This window comes from Thiofilum sp. (genome assembly GCF_016711335.1).
GTDB lineage: Bacteria > Pseudomonadota > Gammaproteobacteria > Thiotrichales > Thiotrichaceae > Thiofilum.
Genome location: NZ_JADJTF010000001.1, coordinates 2,645,151 through 2,663,694, shown reverse-complemented (window position 1 = coordinate 2,663,694; position 18,544 = coordinate 2,645,151). Strand labels below are relative to the sequence as shown.

At 45.0% G+C, this 18,544-nt stretch carries 17 protein-coding genes; 6 read left to right on the top strand and 11 right to left on the bottom strand.

Annotated features, from left to right (window positions below; all coding sequences use genetic code 11):
• Window positions 1-2: 2 nt before the first annotated feature.
• Together IPL34_RS12750 and IPL34_RS12745 are read left to right on the top strand one after the other, a co-directional pair.
• A complete protein-coding gene (locus IPL34_RS12750; RefSeq protein ID WP_296841827.1) occupies window positions 3-935 on the top strand; it encodes a CysB family HTH-type transcriptional regulator in 933 nt (310 codons plus the stop codon).
• Between the two features lie 163 nt (window positions 936-1,098).
• Window positions 1,099-1,719, top strand: a complete 621-nt coding sequence (locus IPL34_RS12745) for a hypothetical protein (protein ID WP_296841826.1) — start codon at window positions 1,099-1,101, stop codon at window positions 1,717-1,719.
• 101 nt (window positions 1,720-1,820) lie between these two features.
• Here the strand turns inward: IPL34_RS12745 and IPL34_RS12740 are convergent, their stop codons facing one another.
• Window positions 1,821-2,603, bottom strand: coding sequence for a ferredoxin--NADP reductase (locus IPL34_RS12740; protein WP_296841825.1), 783 nt, complete (start codon window positions 2,601-2,603; stop codon window positions 1,821-1,823).
• Window positions 2,604-2,848: 245 nt separating this feature from the next.
• Here IPL34_RS12740 and IPL34_RS12735 point away from each other — a divergent pair, with 245 nt between their 5' ends.
• The 3 genes from IPL34_RS12735 to ptuB all read left to right on the top strand — a co-directional run bounded on the left by IPL34_RS12735 (window position 2,849) and on the right by ptuB (window position 6,580).
• The gene (locus tag IPL34_RS12735; RefSeq protein WP_296841824.1) at window positions 2,849-4,324 is read left to right on the top strand and encodes a DEAD/DEAH box helicase; all 1,476 of its coding nucleotides are present in this window, start codon (window positions 2,849-2,851) and stop codon (window positions 4,322-4,324) included.
• Window positions 4,325-4,511: 187 nt separating this feature from the next.
• Entirely contained in the window at window positions 4,512-5,930 is a 1,419-nt protein-coding gene (locus IPL34_RS12730; protein ID WP_296841823.1) for an AAA family ATPase, read from the top strand.
• A 2-nt stretch (window positions 5,931-5,932) separates the two neighbouring features.
• On the top strand, window positions 5,933-6,580 hold the full coding sequence (ptuB, locus tag IPL34_RS12725) for a retron Ec78 anti-phage system effector HNH endonuclease PtuB (protein ID WP_296841822.1): 648 nt from the start codon (window positions 5,933-5,935) through the stop codon (window positions 6,578-6,580).
• Window positions 6,581-6,696: 116 nt separating this feature from the next.
• Here the strand turns inward: ptuB and IPL34_RS12720 are convergent, their stop codons facing one another.
• The 6 genes from IPL34_RS12720 to IPL34_RS12695 form a co-directional block, all read right to left on the bottom strand.
• Window positions 6,697-7,644: an XdhC family protein gene (locus tag IPL34_RS12720; RefSeq protein ID WP_296841821.1), complete on the bottom strand. Its 948-nt coding sequence runs from the start codon at window positions 7,642-7,644 to the stop codon at window positions 6,697-6,699.
• A 1-nt stretch (window position 7,645) separates the two neighbouring features.
• Window positions 7,646-9,829 carry a xanthine dehydrogenase family protein molybdopterin-binding subunit gene (locus tag IPL34_RS12715; protein ID WP_296841820.1) on the bottom strand — a complete coding sequence of 728 codons (2,184 nt, stop codon included), beginning with the start codon at window positions 9,827-9,829 and terminating at the stop codon, window positions 7,646-7,648.
• A gap of 11 nt (window positions 9,830-9,840) precedes the next feature.
• A complete protein-coding gene (locus IPL34_RS12710) occupies window positions 9,841-10,296 on the bottom strand; it encodes a (2Fe-2S)-binding protein (protein WP_296841819.1) in 456 nt (151 codons plus the stop codon).
• 58 nt (window positions 10,297-10,354) lie between these two features.
• Window positions 10,355-11,647, bottom strand: a complete 1,293-nt coding sequence (tilS, locus tag IPL34_RS12705; RefSeq protein ID WP_296841818.1) for a tRNA lysidine(34) synthetase TilS — start codon at window positions 11,645-11,647, stop codon at window positions 10,355-10,357.
• A complete protein-coding gene (locus IPL34_RS12700; RefSeq protein WP_296841817.1) occupies window positions 11,628-12,581 on the bottom strand; it encodes an acetyl-CoA carboxylase carboxyltransferase subunit alpha in 954 nt (317 codons plus the stop codon). The genes tilS and IPL34_RS12700 overlap by 20 nt, the downstream gene beginning before the upstream one ends.
• A gap of 70 nt (window positions 12,582-12,651) precedes the next feature.
• Window positions 12,652-13,419: a ferredoxin--NADP reductase gene (locus IPL34_RS12695; protein ID WP_296841816.1), complete on the bottom strand. Its 768-nt coding sequence runs from the start codon at window positions 13,417-13,419 to the stop codon at window positions 12,652-12,654.
• Between the two features lie 321 nt (window positions 13,420-13,740).
• Here IPL34_RS12695 and IPL34_RS12690 point away from each other — a divergent pair, with 321 nt between their 5' ends.
• Window positions 13,741-14,475 carry a hypothetical protein gene (locus IPL34_RS12690; RefSeq protein ID WP_296841815.1) on the top strand — a complete coding sequence of 245 codons (735 nt, stop codon included), beginning with the start codon at window positions 13,741-13,743 and terminating at the stop codon, window positions 14,473-14,475.
• A 95-nt stretch (window positions 14,476-14,570) separates the two neighbouring features.
• Here the strand turns inward: IPL34_RS12690 and IPL34_RS12685 are convergent, their stop codons facing one another.
• The 4 genes from IPL34_RS12685 to IPL34_RS12670 are packed head-to-tail and all read right to left on the bottom strand — an operon-like array spanning window position 14,571 to window position 18,457.
• On the bottom strand, window positions 14,571-15,161 hold the full coding sequence (locus IPL34_RS12685) for a membrane integrity-associated transporter subunit PqiC (RefSeq protein WP_296841814.1): 591 nt from the start codon (window positions 15,159-15,161) through the stop codon (window positions 14,571-14,573).
• The gene (locus IPL34_RS12680) at window positions 15,161-17,194 is read right to left on the bottom strand and encodes an MlaD family protein (protein WP_296841813.1); all 2,034 of its coding nucleotides are present in this window, start codon (window positions 17,192-17,194) and stop codon (window positions 15,161-15,163) included. The genes IPL34_RS12685 and IPL34_RS12680 overlap by 1 nt, the downstream gene beginning before the upstream one ends.
• Window positions 17,187-17,822, bottom strand: coding sequence for a paraquat-inducible protein A (locus tag IPL34_RS12675; RefSeq protein WP_296841812.1), 636 nt, complete (start codon window positions 17,820-17,822; stop codon window positions 17,187-17,189). Before IPL34_RS12675 ends, IPL34_RS12680 begins: the two co-directional genes overlap by 8 nt.
• On the bottom strand, window positions 17,819-18,457 hold the full coding sequence (locus IPL34_RS12670) for a paraquat-inducible protein A (RefSeq protein ID WP_296841811.1): 639 nt from the start codon (window positions 18,455-18,457) through the stop codon (window positions 17,819-17,821). The genes IPL34_RS12675 and IPL34_RS12670 overlap by 4 nt, the downstream gene beginning before the upstream one ends.
• Window positions 18,458-18,544: the final 87 nt, after the last annotated feature.

Sequence of the window (18,544 nt, the reverse complement as noted above, 5' to 3'; positions counted from 1 at the left end):
ATATGAATTTTCAGCAATTAAGAATTATACGCGAAACGGTGCGCTGCAACTTTAATCTAACTGAAGTAGCCCAAACCCTTTTCACCTCACAGTCAGGCGTGAGTAAACATATTAAAGATCTAGAGGATGAGTTGGGTATTACGCTTTTTGTGCGCCGAGGTAAGCGCCTATTAGGTTTGACAGATCCCGGACGTGAATTGATTGAGATTGTGGAACGTCTTTTATTAGATGCGAATAATATCAAGCAATTAGCCGAGCAATTTAGCAATAGTGAAGAAGGCTCACTCACGATTGCCACCACTCATACTCAAGCCCGCTATATATTGCCTCCCATTGTGTCAGAGTTTAAGAAGCTCTATCCCAAAGTGCATCTAGCCATTCATCAATCACGTCCGACTGAAATTGTACAAGCTCTACAATCCGGTCAAGCGGATATAGGGATTGCAACCGAGGCACTAGGGGACACTCATAATCTGGCTACTTTCCCGTTTTACAATTGGAATCATGCGGTGGTCGTACCTGAAGGGCATGAACTGGCTAAAGCCCCCTATCTAACTTTAGAACAACTCGCTAGCTACCCGATTATTACCTATTACGAAGGCATGACAGGTCGCCACCATATTGATGAGGCGTTTAATGAGGCGGGTTTAAAACCTGATATTGTGATTTCAGCGCTCGACTCTGACGTGATTAAAACCTATGTGGAACTGGGTTTAGGCGTGGGAATTTTAGCCTCAATGTCTTTTAATCCACAGCGTGATACGGGACTCGTGCTGCTTAATGCGTCTACCCTTTTTAAATCGAACACTACCCAAATTGCAGTACGGCATGGGCATTATTTGCGGGGCTATGCTTATCGTTTTATAGAATTATGCTCGGCGCGTTTAACTGAAAAGGTGGTGCGTGAGACGCTGGCGATAGCAATTGAGGGGTAGTTTTGATATTTATCAATGCAATCCCATCGGTCTAAGTAATTGCCACACCTTATCCAGTTCTAACTATAAATCAAAATCAGAACCATTAGCATTTCAATATGTATTAATAAACGATTTCACACCCCTCTCGCTAGCGAGTTATTTAATCATAAGGAGAATGCTCATGAACTCTATCCCAACTAGCTTGATGCGCCCCGTCAATTCATTTTCGGCTAACATCAACTTTAACCAAGGGCTACGTCCTACTTTTCAAGCGACTAATGCCCCCACCTTTAATAATGGACTTAATCAAGTAGTAAGCCTGTTGCTTAACCTCTTACAAGGCATTCAAGGCAATCAAACGATGGCTAAACCTGCTCCTATTATGCCCAATAATTCAACCATGATGGGCAGCTCGACTATGATGGCAAAATCCCCAGATGCTCCCCAGCCCATTATTGAGCTGATGTCTTATTTCAAAACCATTGAATCACAATTAGGGATTACACCTGCACAACGCAATATTATTGATCCTTGGGTCGCCGTAGCTAAACCTAAACGTGAAGGTTTAGAAGCAGAATACGCCGTGATACGCGGTCAATTACGTGAGGCTATGTTAAACGGTGCAGATGAAGCCACTACCACCGCATTAACCGATCAAATGTTAGGTAAAGAACGCGAAATTTTATTATTAAAAGCGGAATGCGCTCGCCTCCTGAAAAGCACCTTGAACGACTCACAGTATGCTCAGCTAATAGCCAGCTATAGTAGTGCTAAAAACTTAGATCACGGATATAAAGTATAACTAGCCACCTGGGTGATCTAGGCAGCTTTGTGCTAGATCACCTACTATTCTCACAGGCTTTGCTTAAAAAGCCTCTTCTATGAGTACCTGCAAGAGAAAACTTACTTGTCTACGAAAGCACGTTCAATCACATAGTCACCTTGCTCACCCTGACGGGGCGACATGTTAAAACCATAGCTATCCAACATATGACTTATATCTTCAAGCATCGCAGGGCTACCACAAATCATAGCCCGATCTAGTTCAGGATTAAGCGGCGCTTGATGGATATGCTTAAACAACTCGCCTGACTGAATTAAATGAGTCAAACGCCCATGATGTATAAAAGGCTCACGAGTTACGGCGGGGTAATAAATCAGTTTCTCGCGCACCCAATCACCTAGTAACTCATGTTGAGGCAACACTTGCTCTAGATAATCCTTATAAGCCAACTCATTCACCCAGCGTACCCCATGCATCAAAATAATCTGCTCGAAATTTTCATACATTTCAGGGTCATGTACCAAGCTCATAAAAGGCGCTAACCCCGTGCCTGTGGCAAATAAAAATAAACGCTTGCCGGGCTTTAAATCGCGCAATACTAGAGTACCCGTCGGTTTGCGACTCACATAAATTGAGTCACCTACCTGCAAATGTTGTAGGCGTGAAGTGAGCTTGCCGTCTTGAACTTTAATACTAAAAAACTCTAAAAACTCCTCGTGATTGGCACTAGCAATACTATAAGCGCGAGTTAGAGGTTTACCCTCTACCTCTAAACCAATCATCACGAACTGACCATTCACGAAGCGGAAACTTTTCGCCCTAGTGGTGCGGAAGGAAAACAAGGTGTCATTCCAATGCTTAACATCAGTCACAGTTTCAGTGATATAGGGGCTGGTGCTCATAAAATGCTTACTACCTAGGCAATAAAATATAAAACTTATAACCTACTAAAATAATCAAGTACTGGCAAATACTTCTTGCTCAGGTATTATTTTGTGCCCTTGGTAGAATTTATTTTTGAGAAAATTAAACTTTTAGTAAACCAATCATGCTAGTTTGTCGACCATGACTATGTAATTATAGTTGCCCATACTATATCGCTAGTATGCTTATCTTATTCAAAATTAAAGTGTGATATGCTTAAGGCATGGAAAATCAATATTTAAGTGATACACGGTTTGACGCTTTTGCGCTGCATCCCGAACTACTACGCTCCCTCAATGAAAGTGGCTTTATTCAATGTTCACGCATTCAGGCAGCTACCCTCCCTCATACCCTACAAGGTACAGACATCACCGGACAAGCCCAAACCGGAACGGGTAAAACGGGTGCTTTTTTGGTCTCTGTCTTTCAACACTTGCTGACACACCCCCTAGAACATGCTCAGGCAGGTGATGTGCGTTGTTTGATTTTAGCTCCGACGCGTGAATTAGCAATTCAAGTAGCACGCGATGCGGAAGAGCTAGGGCGTTACACCGGATTGAATTCGGTTTTGGTGTATGGTGGTACGGGTTATGACAAACAGCGCCGCCAATTTGATGAAACCGTCGATGTATTGATCGGTACACCAGGGCGTATTATTGACTATTACAAACAAGGCGTTTTTCGTCTGGATCGTGCACAAGCACTGGTACTGGATGAAGCCGACCGTATGTTTGATATGGGCTTTATTCAGGATGTGCGCTATCTATTGCGTAAACTCCCTGCACCTACTGAGCGTCTCAATATGCTGTTTTCTGCAACATTGTCGCAAAAGGTGTTGGAACTAGCTTATGAGCATATGGATAACCCTGTTCCAATTAAAATTGAGTCTCAGACCGTCAGTGCGGCTAATATTACCGAACATTTATATTTTCCTGCTAATAAGGAAAAAATCCCGCTGCTAATTGGTCTGATTCGGCATTTAAATCCATTCCGAGCCATTGTATTTGTGAATACTAAACATGGTGCTGAAAAGGTTAATGATTATCTGCGCGGTAATAAAATCAGTGCGGGACTGATTTCTGGTGATGTACGCCAATCTAAACGTGAGCGCCTCTTAAAAGATTTTGAGGAAGGCAAATATCAGATCCTGATTGCAACGGATGTTGCAGCGCGTGGCTTACATATTAGTGATGTGACCCATGTGTTTAATTTCGACTTGCCACAAATTGCAGAAGATTATGTGCACCGTATTGGGCGCACTGCACGCGCCGGTGCATCGGGTGAGGCGCATAGTTTTGCTTGTGAAGATACCGCCTTTTATTTGCCCGAAATCGAGGCTTATACCGGTAAAACCATTCCCGTGAGCGCCATTGATCCCGAATGGTTAGCAGGCATTCAAATGCCCTCTCGTTCCCATAGCAAGCGAGAACGTGAGCGTGAACAACCAGAGCGCAGCTCGCGTGAGCGTGAACGCCCGCAACGTTCTAGTAATAAAACAGCTACTGCACGCGTTCCACTAGCACCTATGACCGAAGAACCTATAGTCGCCTCAGCAACCACTTTAGAATCTAAGCAGGTAGCTGAGTCTATAGCTCCCCCCGCCAAACCTACGAAAGCAGATGAGTCAAAACCAGAAGCTAATCAACCTGCTACTAAACCACGTATTACCCTAGCCCATGTGTTTATGGGGTGTGAATGAAGCTAATTTTAAGTACATAAGCCTAACCTTTATTGTATTCGCTCCTTTTGAAGTCAATAGGTTATACGAGACAAATACATGAAGACTTTAGTCTAATTACCTTCATTTTTTGATGAATTTTTAAAGGTTAATTAAATCATGATAGTTATAAGTTACTCTTCAAGATTGTGACATCAGAATAAATGCTATGAGGCTAGAGACTATTACACTTAAAAATTTCCGTTGTTACGACGACTTGACTATCGAGTTACACCCTCAACTGACAGTCTTGGTCGCCAATAACGGCGGTGGTAAAACTACATTGTTGGATGGATTGCGGATTGGTCTGTGGCCTTTTGTCAGTAGCTTTGATTTGGCACGTACAAAATTTGCTGATCCCGCCAATGCCATTTCCATAGATGACATTCGTCTATTGAGTTCAGGGCGCGAAATGGCACGGCAGTTACCATCCAGTGTCATATTAACGGGTGATTACGGAGTGGGGCAACGAACATGGGAACGCTACCGTGACAATGAAGTGAGTGGCTCTCATATTAGAGAGGATGCTGAGGTCAGAGAACTGAAGGCGTTTGCTGCTGATTTGCAGACAAGAGTACGCAACTTAGAACAAGACCCAGTGAGTTTGCCTGTTTTCGGTTATTACGGGACGGGGCGTTTGTATGATGAAAAGCGTTTGACCAAGGGTAAAAAACCTACCAGCCATAGTGATGCGCTCAGTGAAGGTATTCGCACTTTTGCTTATCTGGACTGCCTTGACCCGGCATCCAGTTATAAGCGATTTGAAGCATGGTTTGTTTCGGTATTTTTACAGTGGCGGGAAAGTCAGATTCGGTCTCAGGAAAGACCGGGGCGGAGTTCTGACATTGACGATGGTATTTTAAGTGCTATTAGAGTCGTTCAGGGGGCTGTGGATATTATGTTGCGCCCAATGGGGTGGCATACACTGGAGTATAGTGAGACATACGATAAGTCTTTGATATTGTATCATGAGCAGCAGGGCGTACTAAAAGTTAGCCAGTTAAGTGACGGTGTGAAAAATATGCTGGCGATGGTCGCGGACATTGCCTACCGTTGCGCTTTATTGAATGGTCATTTGGGTCAGTGGGCGGCAGTCAGCACCGAAGGCATTGTCATGATCGACGAAGTGGATATGCACCTTCATCCCAGTTGGCAGCAAACCGTATTAGGTAGTTTGACGAAAGCATTCCCCAACATCCAGTTCATCGTCACCACCCACAGCCCGCAAGTGTTATCCACAGTACCTGCTGAATGTATCCGCAGTCTGGAAACGGAAGTGGATGCTGATAGCCACGCTGTGCGTATGGTGGTGACAACACCGACCGTACAGACGCAAGGCATACCCAGTACGGATATTCTGGCAACTATCCAGCACGTTGATCCTGTGCCTGATGTACAACCCGCACATTGGTTGAGTGAATACAAAGCCTTGATTCAACAATATAAACACGATTCGGATGCAGGGATTAAGTTGAGGCAGAAACTGGATAAACATTTTGGCAAGGAACACCCAGTCATGCTGGAGTGTGAGCGTTTGATCCGTCTGATGGCAATGAAAAAGAAATTGCCGACAATGAAAGTGAATTGATAATGCACCAATTGATCAGACCCATCACTTCACCGACCTGTCTGACCCGTTATCGTCATGGTACAAACCAATGGACTGAAGTTACACCTGCTGAAAAAACTGAAATCTGGGAACAACTGGGTATCATGCAGCAAGGGCGTTGCGCTTATTGCGAATGTGCTTTGCCCATACAGAACGATCATTATGCAGCCCATATTGAGCATTTTCGTCAGCGTGGTCGCTATCCACAAGGAACGTTTGAATGGGAAAACCTGTTTGGTTCGTGTAACCGCCAGAATAGTTGTGGTAAACACAAAGATGAATGCGGCGCATATCATCACACGGTTCTGATCAAACCGGACATTGAAGACCCGGAATATTTTTTTCTGTTCGTGGCAGATGGCAGTATTGCCGTTCGCCAAGGGCTGTCAGCAACAGAACAACATCGAGCAGCGGAAACTTTACGGATTTTGAATCTGGATGCCCAACACGGTGCTTTACGCCAAATGCGTTTCAATGCGGTGCAGGGTTACATTCAAACCGCAGAAGAACTGGCAGCACTGTCTGCCGATTTCCCTGAAAAAGAATGGCTGGATTTGCTTCAGCAAGAATTGGCAGCGGTCGAGCATTTACCGTTTGTAAGTGCCATTAAACACATTTTAAAAGGCTAATCCTAATGTTCCAACCAAACGCCACTTTAACTAGGTAGTATCAGATCGATGCTAACACCAAAAAGATAAAGAGAAGCATTAGCTTTCTTTAATATAATTTGCTAATAATATCTCTTTTAAGAATAACACCGCCGCAGTTGCGTAATATGCGCCCAAATCGCTAGTGCAATTTCAGCAGGTGTTTTACTTCTAAGCGGCAAACCAATCGGTGCATGTAATTTAGCTAGCGCCTCATCACTCAGATCCATCTGCTTTAAGCGCTCGCGTCGCCGAGTACTCGCTACTTGCGAACCCAAAGCCCCTACATAAAAAGCATCCGTATGAAGCGCCTCCATCAAAGCCATATCATCTAATTTAGGATCGTGAGTGAGGGCTAAAATACAGCTACAATTTAAACGCTCTTTTAGGCTTAATACCGCATCATCGGGCATCAGGTTTATTAGTTGAGTATTAGGCATTGACCACTGACTAGCATATTCAGCACGGGGATCACACACTACAATCTCATAATCTAGCATTAGTCCTATCTGTGCGACCGCTTTCGCTAAATCATTCGCCCCAATTAATAACGCCGTCCAAGCACTTCCCCAAACGCGGGTAAAACAACATTCATCCCAATGATTATATTCAGCTAAATCAGTAGGTTGTACTTGAATAGTATGAGTCTCTAAATCAATAGAACGCTTGACACGTTTGCCTAGTAATAAAGTAGGTTCTAGATAGTCAATTTGCTCTGCTGTTAATGGCTCTATTAAGAGTTTTAGCTCACTACCACAGGGTAATTGAAAGCGTCTAGCCGCTTCTTTAGTACCACCGTAACTGAGTAATTGAGCCTGAGCTAAGTTATTCCACTCACCGTGAGCGCAACGCTCTACTAAATCCTGCTCAACACAACCCCCCGATACGGAACCATATAACAACCCCATTGGGCTAATTAACATCAGCGCCCCCACTGGACGAGGTGCTGAACCAGCGGTTTGTACTACTGTGACTAACAGAGGCTTGTGTCCCTCTGTTAGCCATTGTTTAGCAGTTTGTAATAAGACTAAATCACTATGCGCCACATTACACCTGTGTGGGTAGAGGCAAGGTGTAATAGCGCTTACCCGTGACTGCACTCAGTGCATTAGCAACCGCTGGGGCTATCGGTGGCACGGCAGGTTCACCTACCCCAGTTGGTTTTTCGGCTGAATTGACAATATGCACCTCTACCTTAGGCATTTGATTGATGCGTAAGACAGGGTAATCATGGAAATTAGATTGCTCGACTTTGCCTTCCTTAAGGGTAATTTTTCCACTTAAAGCAGCAGATAAACCAAAACCAACGCCACCACTCATTTGCGCATACACCACATCGGGATTCACCGCCCAACCACAATCAATTGCTACTACAACCCGATCCACAGAGTAAGTACCATCATCGCGCACGGTTATTTCAGCGACTTCCGCCACATAAGAATTAAAGGACTCTACTACCGCAATACCGCGCCCCCGTTTGCCTTGCAGAGGGGTTGACCAATTAGCCTTTTCGGCCGCTAATTTTAAAACACCCAATAAGCGCGGCTGTTTTTCGAGTAGCTTGACTCTAAACGCTAGTGGATCTTGACCTGCTGCTGCGGCTAACTCATCGATGAATACTTCGGTGGCATAGCCGGTGTGCGTATGCCCCACTGAGCGCCACCATTGGATAGGTATACCTATATCGGTGGTATGTAATTCAATACTGAGATTCGGGATAGCATAGCCTCCGGCTGCACCCTCTACCGAGGTAGGGTCTATGCCGTTTTGAATCATGCCCGCCATCACCGTATTCGCCATAATCGATTGCCCGACAATGCGCTGTTGCCAAGCCATTAGATTACCTTCCTTGTCCAAACCTGCCTTGAGCACATGATAATAATAAGGGCGATACTGCCCAGCACGCGTATCATCTTCACGCGTCCAGACCATTTTAATCGGCACATCGCGTTTAGACGCTTGAGCAATACGTGCCGCCTCCAGCACATAATCGGATTGAGGATTACCGCGCCGCCCAAAAGAGCCGCCCGCCATTAAGGTATTAATCTTAACTTGTTGAGGTTCAATGCTAAGTAGTTTAGCTACCATCATTTGATCAAGGGTCTGGATCTGGTCGCCATTCCAGATCTCACATTGCCCCTCTTTAAGCTGCACTACACAGTTCATAGGCTCCATTGCAGCATGAGCAAGATAAGGAAACTCATAGGCTGCACTCAACACTTGTGCCGCTTTGGATAGCGCTGGCTCTACCTCACCCTCTTGACGCGCTACCGCACCTTTTTGCTGAGCAAGGTCTTGATATTGTTTTAATAAATCGGCACTACTGAGCTTAAAAGCTTGGTTTTCATCCCATTCGATTTGTAGGACATCACGCCCTTGTTTGGCACTCCAAAAATCTTGCGCTAATACCGCCACCGCATTACCAATGCTCACTGCATCGACAAAACCTTTGATCGCTTTTGATTGAGTGGCGTCAAAGCTTTTGACGGTCGCACCAAAGCGCGGCGCATGTGCCACCACTGCAACTAGCATATTAGGCAAATGAACATCTTGCGTATACTGAGCTGTGCCATTGGTTTTAGCGCTGGCATCAATGCGGGATAGGTTATTTTTACCAATATAAATAAATTGATCCGGTGTTTTCAGAGTCAGATTAGTAGGTACGGGCTGTTGCGCGGCTAGCCCTACTAACTCGCCAAACGTAGCTTGGCGTTGGCTGGGTTTATGAAACACAGTGCTCTTAGCAACCTGAATTTCACTAGCAGGTACTGACCAGAGCGCTGCCGCCGCGCCCACTAGCATCGCTTTCGCCGTTGCCCCTGCTTCGCGCATTTGCATAAATGAATTGGCTAAAGAACTACTACCTCCCGTTCCCTGTAGGGGACCCCAAGATAAGTTATTATAACGACTGGCATCGGCAGGAGCATGCTCGGTCTTAACCAGCGCCCAATCCGCATCTAACTCATCGGCTACTAAGCTAGCGAGTCCAGTATGGCTGCCCTGCCCCATTTCAAGGTGCTTGATAATAATGGTGACGGTGTTATCAGGATTAATACGTACAAACGCATTAGGTTCAAAGTTAGAGGAAGCTGCTGCATTAGCCGCTGGGGTGGAAGCGGTAGAAGCTTCTTCAGCTAGCGCACCATTAAAATAGACCCCTAAGGTCAAACTCGCACCTGCAACCGCTGTAGATTTCAGCCATTGACGCCGACTAAGATTCATAATAGACATGACTTAACTCCTTAACCTAAGGCTTTGGCGGCTTGATGAATAGCAGCACGAATGCGTGGATAAGTGGCACAACGGCAAATATTCCCCCCCATCGCTTGATCAATATCGGCATCGGTGGGCTTAGGATTATTTTCTAATAGTGCAACGGCTGACATAATCTGACCCGATTGGCAATAACCACATTGCGGCACATTTAAGGTTTGCCATGCTTCTTGGATTACTTTAGCCGTTTTGGATTGAGCACCTTCAATGGTGGTAATAGTCTTACCGACCACACTGCCTACTGGAGTAATGCAAGAACGTACAGGTTGACCCTCAACATGAACGGTGCAAGCTCCACATTGCGCCATACCGCAACCGTATTTAGTACCTGTTAATAATGCATGATCACGTATAGCCCAAAGTAAGGGCATATCCGGCGTGACATCTAGCTCAGTCATAGCCCCATTGATATTTAACGTTAGCATAGTGTGTTCCTTTAACTAGCGGTGGTTACTATTATTATGCGTCAACTGGCTAGGATTATTAGACTAAAGACTGGTCAAATTCAACGTCAGGCACAGCAATTAAAGTATCTTGCAGATAAATCAAAGGTCTACGCTCCCGCTCCCATGGAGGAACTCCCTTAGTTTGCCAATAGGTTTTCAAGTCCAGCCACTGCTTACCATGCTTTAAGCGCTCGCCCCCTTGACGAATGCAGACGTTGAAGGCACTTTGGCTTTTTGAAGCTTGCTCTAAATAGTTCTGTACCATAGCAGGCGTGACTAAATACTCATTAAAACGTAGTGGCGCTCTACCTTCCCAACTCATCTGTGTGTGTTTAGGCTGAGTAAGCGGTTTAAACGCATATAAATCATCACGATAGCGTCGCACTTCACAGCCTTGCCACTGCACTATAGGTTTAGCATCTGCTTTAGCTATTAAAACTGTCTTTAAAATACTATCGAGGCGGCTGGCGGCTGGCATTAAAAAATCGAGCTTTTTGAGCCAAGCTCGAATCAGGGCTTTTTGCACTATTGTTGAGTAGATTAATAAAGCGCTAGCGGATAAGGTATTAGGCTTAAAACCTTGTACCGATTTAAGCTGTAATTCGACTAGCTCCTGATTGACCGCTAAAGCTTCCTGTTGATAGTGCACCGCACGTGCCAGTAGCTCTTTAGCGGCAGGCCAGCGTTGTTCTAAGAGTGGAAGCACTTGCTGGCGTAGCAGATTACGATTAAAGCGCGTATCGGTATTACTAGGGTCATTAATATAGTGCAGTTTATGCTCAGTAGCATAGTGTTCTAATTCGGCACGCGAATAGTGTAATAACGGACGAATTAAATAACCCTGCCCTAAGGGGCGCACCTCTGGCATCGCCGCCAGTCCTTCTGCTCCTGATCCACGCAATAAATTAAGCAATAAAGTTTCAGCTTGATCATCTTGATGATGAGCAGTGAGTAGTACTTCATGGGATTGCACTAGCTCACTAAATACCTGATAGCGTGCTTCACGCGCTAATGCCTCAATACTCGCACCTGAATTCAGATCTAAACTCAGCGTTTTAACGACTAAGGGCAGAGCTAATAGTTCACACTGTTGCTCACAATGCTCAACCCATTGAGCTGAAATTGCCTGAATTTGATGATGGATATGAATAGCCCGCACCGAAATATGCGGATAGCGTGCTTTGAACTGTGCCGCCAAATGAAGCAAAACATGAGAGTCTAAGCCCCCGCTATAAGCTAGCCAGAGACTCGATATATTTTGAGGAGCAAGCTGAAAGACACGTTCTAAAACATCTTTCAGCGCAGGTAGTTTATTCTTCGTAGCGTCCAAAGCTCATTAAGCGTTGATAACGCTGCTCTAATAATTCGTCCATACTTAATGCTTTTAGCTCTTTAAGATTAGCGTCAATGGCTTCACTCAAGGTTTTAGCTAAATCAGCGTGATTGCGATGCGCGCCCCCTATAGGTTCGGCAATAATCTCATCAATTAACCCCAAGCCCTTTAGACGCTCAGCGGTAATATTCATCGCATCCGCTGCTTCAGCGGCTTTTTCGGCAGTTTTCCATAAAATCGAAGCGCAGCCTTCGGGCGAAATGACCGAATAGGTAGCGTATTGCAGCATCATGACACGATCACCGACACCAATAGCCAGCGCTCCACCCGATCCGCCCTCACCTACCACGGTACAAATAATTGGAGTTTGCAGCTTAGCCATTTCGTATAGATTACGCGCAATAGCCTCGCTTTGACCGCGCTCCTCAGCACCGATCCCCGGATAAGCCCCTGCGGTGTCGATAAAGGTTAAAATCGGTAAGTGGAATTTTTCTGCCATACGCATGAGACGCAAGGCTTTACGATACCCTTCGGGGCGAGGCATACCAAAGTTGCGCATAATATTGTCTTTAGTATTGCGCCCTTTTTGATGCCCAATAATCATGACGCTTTCGCCATTAAAACGCGCCAAGCCGCCAATAATAGCCTTATCATCCGCAAACGCTCGGTCACCGTGTAGCTCTTGGAAATCGGTACACATGAGATCAATTAGATCTAAGGTATAAGGGCGCTTAGGATGACGTGCCACTTGAGAAATTTGGCGCGGGGTGAGTTTAGCAAAGATAGAACGAGTGAGTGCGCTAGCTTTTTCCTCTAACAGTGCCACCTCATTACTGATATTTAAATCAGAATGAGTGGTATCGCGTAGTTTAGCAATTTGATTTTGCAGTTCAGCAATCGGCTGTTCAAAGTCTAAGTAATCCGTATTCATCTGTCTCTATCATCTAACCCCAAATAGGTGAGGGGATTTTACATGCCTTATGCTAATAATTCGATGTTTATTAGAAATATTGCTCGGTAGTGATATGTCCGGGCTTATGACGTAGGTGGCGTTGTAGCCCTCGCGCCGCCAATAACACCTTCATATCGTCTAGCATGGCATGATTCCCACACAACATAACATGGGTCTTTGCAGGGTGAATATCAAGCCCTACCCGCTGCTCTAAACGTCCAGACTCCAAGGCAGTAGTCACACGCTCTGCTAAACCTTGAGGATTAGGCTCACGCGTGACACAAGTCAAAACACTTAGCTGCTCGGAGTATTTGGTTTGTAAATCACTTAATAACTCACTATAAGCCAGCTCAGAACGTAGCGGCACGCTATGCACAATCACGACTTTGCTAAAGCGCTGCCATAATGCATCGGTGCGCAACATAGATAGATAAGGTCCTAACCCTGTACCGGTAGCAATCATCCACAAATGCTCAGCCTGTGGCACTTCATCCAAGGTAAAAAAACCATTAGCGGGTTGCGATACTTCAACGCTATCGCCTGCACGTAATTGCGACAAAGCGGTCGATAGGCGTCCACTAGGTACAATGTTATAAAAGACTTCGGCAATAGACTCCGTAGGCGGATTGACTAATGAATAGGATTTAGCTAATGGTTTGACTTCGCCTTCTTGCTCAACGGGGAGTTGTAGTTTAATAAACTGCCCTGCTTTAAACGGTTGCAGGGGCATATCAATCCAAAGGGAAAATAAACGCTCACTCCATTGGTGTTGTTTTAAGACGCGCCCTTGCACCCATTGTGATCGTATAATGCTCATTAGTACGCCTCATTTTATACTCCAGAGCTATCAGTTTACTCAGCGAGTAGCGGATTACTAGAAAGCCTCGGTTTCATACCCCTATAAAAGCATTAGGCTTATTTATTAAACGTGCAAGATAAATTAGTCTAGTTAATATCGTTAATTTACTACACTTTATCGGTCTCAACGCCAACTCTAAGTTATCAGCGTTTATCTTGCTATTGCTTACCTCTGGTCTTAAAGCCTTAGTCCCCTAGTTAACTCCTTTTCATACTAATTACATTATCGTCATTATTTTGGTCAGAATGGCGATCTTTTGGTTAGCACAAGGAGTATAAAATGAGCTTAATGATTAACAAACCTACTGATGTCAAAGGATGGCAACCTTTCGGTACAATGGGAAAAGACATGTTCCCCTATAAAGCCAATTATTTTAATAACGCTGGAGGGCGTCCCAATCTGTCTATGGGGATGATGACTATTGTTAGCTTAATCATGCAGATTTTAAAACAAGTCGCCACCCAAGCCGATCAACCGACTATGGGGCATCAAGGACCAATTATGGTGAAAGAGAATGCCAATGGTACAACCACACTGAATAATTCAACCTATTCCAATACGTTTTTAAGCTCTAAATTTGAAGAATTTAAAAACTCACCTTTTTACCCTACGGTAGAAACTCGTGATTTAAGAACCACCGCCTGGGGTTATCAAGGCTCTGGTAGCACGCTTAATGCTTTTTACCAGTATATCTTGGGTAATTACCCTTATGGTGATGCCAGTAAACCCTCACCCAAAATGAGTGCGATGAGTATTGCGCCTAGTATGGGAGCGGCTACTTATGCCGCACCTGTTGCTAGTAGTGTGATGTTGGACACACCTGTTATTACTACAGAAACCCTAGCCGCTACCACCGCCGATACTACGGCTGCAACACCCACATCCACTGCGACTCCACAAGATGCCGTCATTGAAGCGGCGGTGACGGGTAATTTAAGCAGTGTACCTGTTACTGCCACTGCTGTTAGTGCTGCACCGGCTGCTACTACCGATGATCATTCGGGTCATATATGACCAAGACAACCAGTCTTAAGCCACAAAAATTAAGTACGGGGCAGAGAGTATTAGCTCTGCCCTAAGTCAAACTAGAGCTAGAGCACTTAATGTAATTAGGGCAATTGCTCTACGATGGCTTGAGCCAAACGTTCTACTAATAAGGTTTGTGCTTTGACAATAGCCCCCATAGTTTTACCTGGTACAGGGGCACTTAATTGGAAGGGATGGGTGCTAATAATGCGTCCATCACTGGCATATTGTAATTGCCAAGTCCCGATTAACACCGCTTCTTTGGCTGCTTGTCCATCAAATTGAGTGACGACTAAACTCACCTGATAGCGTGGTGTTTGGGTAATTTCCCAAGGAATACGCTGTACCCGTGTACGCGGCAAACGATTCTGCACTTGTTGTGTTAATGTCGTTAAGAACTCATCCTGTAATTCACCGCCCCACTCATGTAGCTCACGTACTTGCACAGTGTTGGCATCTTCACGCACTACATAGCCTTTACGATCTAGCAGCGACGTTAGTTTTAACGGTCCTATCCCTACACTTTGAATACGAGAAGATTTATCAGCCGCTATTGAGCCTAGAGTCATACTGGTGCTTAGCGTGTGATAAGTCACTTTAGCATTGCTACCGCCCACTACCGAGCAAGCCGCTAATAGTGTTGTCAAAATTAAAAGCATTAAATAGTTACGCATTATTCTCTCCGCCCGCGAATCAGTGAATCCGGTTTACGTTCCAAGCGCTCAGATAAATCACGAATCGCGCGTGCTGCACGGGTGACTTCTTGCATCATTTCCATTAGTTGATATTGAGTAGGTGAATTTTGCGCTAAAAGCCGATCCATATGCCCTAATGAATTTTGCAAACGCCGCATCGTTACCACTAAATCATTAGACACGCGATGCACATCATTCTGCACGGCGGGTAATACTTTACTAAAGTTATTCGCAGCGCCTGCAAAGCTGTTCGTGGCTATGGGCAAGGCCTTATTAATACTATTCGCGACACTGGTCACATCATGGCTAAATTGCGGTATAGCTTTATTCACACTATTCGCCACACTGGTCACATCATGATTAAGTTGTGGAATCGCCTTATTAATACTATTAGCGACACTGGTCACATCATGATTAAGTTGTGGAATCGCCTTATTAATACTATTCGCGACACTGGTCACATCATGGTTGAGCTGGGGAATCGCTTTATTAATGCTATTAGCGACACTAGTGAAATCATGCGAGGCACGCGGCAAGGTTTCATTTTCTAAGGTTTGTAACACTAGGCGCAAATCGGCTACCGCTTTACGCGCATCCTGCATTAAGAGCTGCGTATCATCAATTAGCTCATTAGCATTAGCCACTGTGTGATCTAACTGTTTGCTATCTATAAAACGTCGAATACTGACTAATGTTCCCTGGAGTTCGTCGGCAATCTGTGAGGCTTTTTGAGCAAGGTCTTCGGGTACGGCGAGACTCGTGGGGAAAATCGTATTCTTACCTTCAAGAGTAATCTGTGCAGGTGGAGCTTTGGGTTCTTGAACCAGAGTAATGAAGGTTTGCCCCGTCAGCAGATTACCGCTTTGCAATTTTGCCCTCACACCCTGAGCCACCCATTTATCTAGCATCTGCTGAGCCTGCTCTACACTAATATTTTCCGTAAAACGCTGGGGTTCTAAAACTACACGCACCGGAATACGAGTTTGTAGCGTATCAGGATTCAGATCCATTTCAATTGCTTCCACTCGCCCTACCGGAACACCTTGATAGTCCACCGGTGCACCTAAGGTTAGACCACGCACCGAGCCAGTGAAATACATGACATAATAAAGCTTGTCTCGATATAGACGCTCTTGTGAGCTTTTATAATCTTTAAAGAGATTAAAACGGCTATTAGGGGCGCTCACTGTGGCGGTATCGGCCTCACGCCCACTATCAAAGGCAATGCCACCGATTAATAAGGCACTCAACGACTCCATTCTAAACTCGGCCCCCGCCGCGCCCATTTTAAAATCTAGTCCTCCCGCATTCCAAAAGCGACTACTAGGGTTTACAAACGTGTAATAGGGATCATCAATAAAAACCCTGATTTCAAAGCGCCCCGTCTCACGCACTAAACGATAATCAACGACCTCACCTACTCGTAACTGCTTATAAAAAATAGGCGTGCCATTCGCAATAGACCCTACTGAGTCCGCTTCCAGAATAAATTGGCGTCCGGGGCGGTCTGGATTCATCGGCGGCGGTTCGTCTAGCGCTTGATAGCATAATTTTAAATCTTGCTCTGGCTCTGAATTATCCGGTTGAGGTTGTAAGCCGATATACGAACCTGAAAACAGTGTGCCTAAGCCTGAAATTTCTGCCCCCTTAATGCGTGGACTCACTACCCAAAATTGTGCATTACAATTAATTAGCGCTTTGATTTCTTGCGTTAAACGCATTCTGACTACAGGCAGCAATTCTGAACTATTTTCACGCGGTGCTAACAACACTCGCTCGACGCGACCCACCACGACATGCTTGTAGCGCACCACGGTTTGCCCCTCAACAATCCCTTCAGCACTTCTAAAATACACATCGATGCTAGGACCTTGCTTATACCAGTAGGTATAAATGAGCCAGCCCGCCAAGCCTAAGGCGAGTAAAGGAATAAACCATATCGGTGAAGGCCAACGCGACCGTTTAACCGCAACGGGTAAAGGAGCTTCTATAGCTATAGCGTTTTCAGCCACGCTCAAACTCCCAAATCTGGCGTTCATCCAAAGTACGGGCGGCTAGCATGGTTAACACCACCACTGCTGTAAAGGATAAAGACCCCATATTCGCTTCAACATAAGCAATATTACCAAACTGCACTATCCCCACCAAAATGGCGACCACAAATACATCCACCATCGACCAACGCCCTATATAATCAATCACTTTATAGAGCTGCATGCGCTCCTTAGAATGCCAATGAGAGCGGTAGTGAATAGAAATTAATAAAAAGCTAATGGCTACAATTTTTACTAATGGAATAACCAAACTCGCCACAAAAATAATCAAAGCAATCGGCCACTGACCATGTTGCCACAACTGTAACGCACCCTCAGCTATAGTACTGGGGCTACCCTTACCTAACATGTACAAACTCATCACCGGCAAAAAATTGGCGGGAATCAATAGCACTATAGCAGCAATCAGCAATGCCCAAGTGATTTCAATGCGTCGTGATAAATGTTTAGTCAGGGGTAATGTGGCTCCGCAGCGCACACATTGCCATTGAGTTGTATTCGGCGCTGAAGGTTGAGCATTTAAATACTGACACACCTCGCACTGTACTAAGCCATAGTCTGCTGCGGTTTTAAACGAAGTATTCATGACTGATAATGGGCTTGTTTTAGTTGTCCTAAGGCACGCCACACCCAAAACGGCTCAAAGGCACGATTGAGTAAGGCAATCACGACCATTTGCAGGCTAAACGACACGAAAGCCACTTCCATCACTAAGGACGCCAAATCACCTAACTTAACTAAGGCAACAATCGTACCTAACATAAATACTTCCAGCATCCCCCAAGGTTTGAACTCTTGTAAGAGACGAAATCCTAGTAATGCGGTATGGGCTTGCCATTGTAGAGTCAAGGTTAATAAAACCCAACCTACAATCATTAGCTCCAGCAAGGGTAAAATTAATAGGTTCAACGCTAACAATACTGAGATTAGATATAAATCACTATGCCAGAAGGCATTGACGGCTCGAATGATAGTTAACTCTTGCATCATTCCTTGTGTGCGCATCATAAATAGGGGAAAACTGTTGCTAATGATAAATAGCACACTAGAGGTGAGCCACAATGCCCAGCTTTGGTTTTGCCAATGGGGATGATAGCGATATAGCGTTGTGCCACAACGTTGACAATGGGCATGCGTTTTGGGTGGTAACTTTTGGAATTGATGCACTACACCACATTCGGGACAGGCAATTAGGTGATCTATGGTAGGCGGGGTAGGCATGAGTACTAGGTCATTTTATTATTAGAGTACTCTAGTATAAGCCTGAAACCTAAAGAGAGGCAAAATGCCTCTCCTTAAGCGTTAGCC

Bases quoted from the DNA above. Each gene is read 5' to 3' on its own strand.
- IPL34_RS12750 (WP_296841827.1), top strand. From the start codon at position 3: ATGAATTTTCAGCAATTAAGAATTATACGCGAAACGGTGCGCTGCAAC.
- IPL34_RS12745 (WP_296841826.1), top strand. From the start codon at position 1,099: ATGAACTCTATCCCAACTAGCTTGATGCGCCCCGTCAATTCATTTTCG.
- IPL34_RS12740 (WP_296841825.1), bottom strand. From the start codon at position 2,603: ATGAGCACCAGCCCCTATATCACTGAAACTGTGACTGATGTTAAGCAT.
- IPL34_RS12735 (WP_296841824.1), top strand. From the start codon at position 2,849: ATGGAAAATCAATATTTAAGTGATACACGGTTTGACGCTTTTGCGCTG.
- IPL34_RS12730 (WP_296841823.1), top strand. From the start codon at position 4,512: ATGAGGCTAGAGACTATTACACTTAAAAATTTCCGTTGTTACGACGAC.
- ptuB (WP_296841822.1), top strand. From the start codon at position 5,933: ATGCACCAATTGATCAGACCCATCACTTCACCGACCTGTCTGACCCGT.
- IPL34_RS12715 (WP_296841820.1), bottom strand. From the start codon at position 9,829: ATGTCTATTATGAATCTTAGTCGGCGTCAATGGCTGAAATCTACAGCG.
- IPL34_RS12710 (WP_296841819.1), bottom strand. From the start codon at position 10,296: ATGCTAACGTTAAATATCAATGGGGCTATGACTGAGCTAGATGTCACG.
- IPL34_RS12700 (WP_296841817.1), bottom strand. From the start codon at position 12,581: ATGAATACGGATTACTTAGACTTTGAACAGCCGATTGCTGAACTGCAA.
- IPL34_RS12695 (WP_296841816.1), bottom strand. From the start codon at position 13,419: ATGAGCATTATACGATCACAATGGGTGCAAGGGCGCGTCTTAAAACAA.
- IPL34_RS12690 (WP_296841815.1), top strand. From the start codon at position 13,741: ATGAGCTTAATGATTAACAAACCTACTGATGTCAAAGGATGGCAACCT.
- IPL34_RS12685 (WP_296841814.1), bottom strand. From the start codon at position 15,161: ATGCGTAACTATTTAATGCTTTTAATTTTGACAACACTATTAGCGGCT.
- IPL34_RS12675 (WP_296841812.1), bottom strand. From the start codon at position 17,822: ATGAATACTTCGTTTAAAACCGCAGCAGACTATGGCTTAGTACAGTGC.
- IPL34_RS12670 (WP_296841811.1), bottom strand. From the start codon at position 18,457: ATGCCTACCCCGCCTACCATAGATCACCTAATTGCCTGTCCCGAATGT.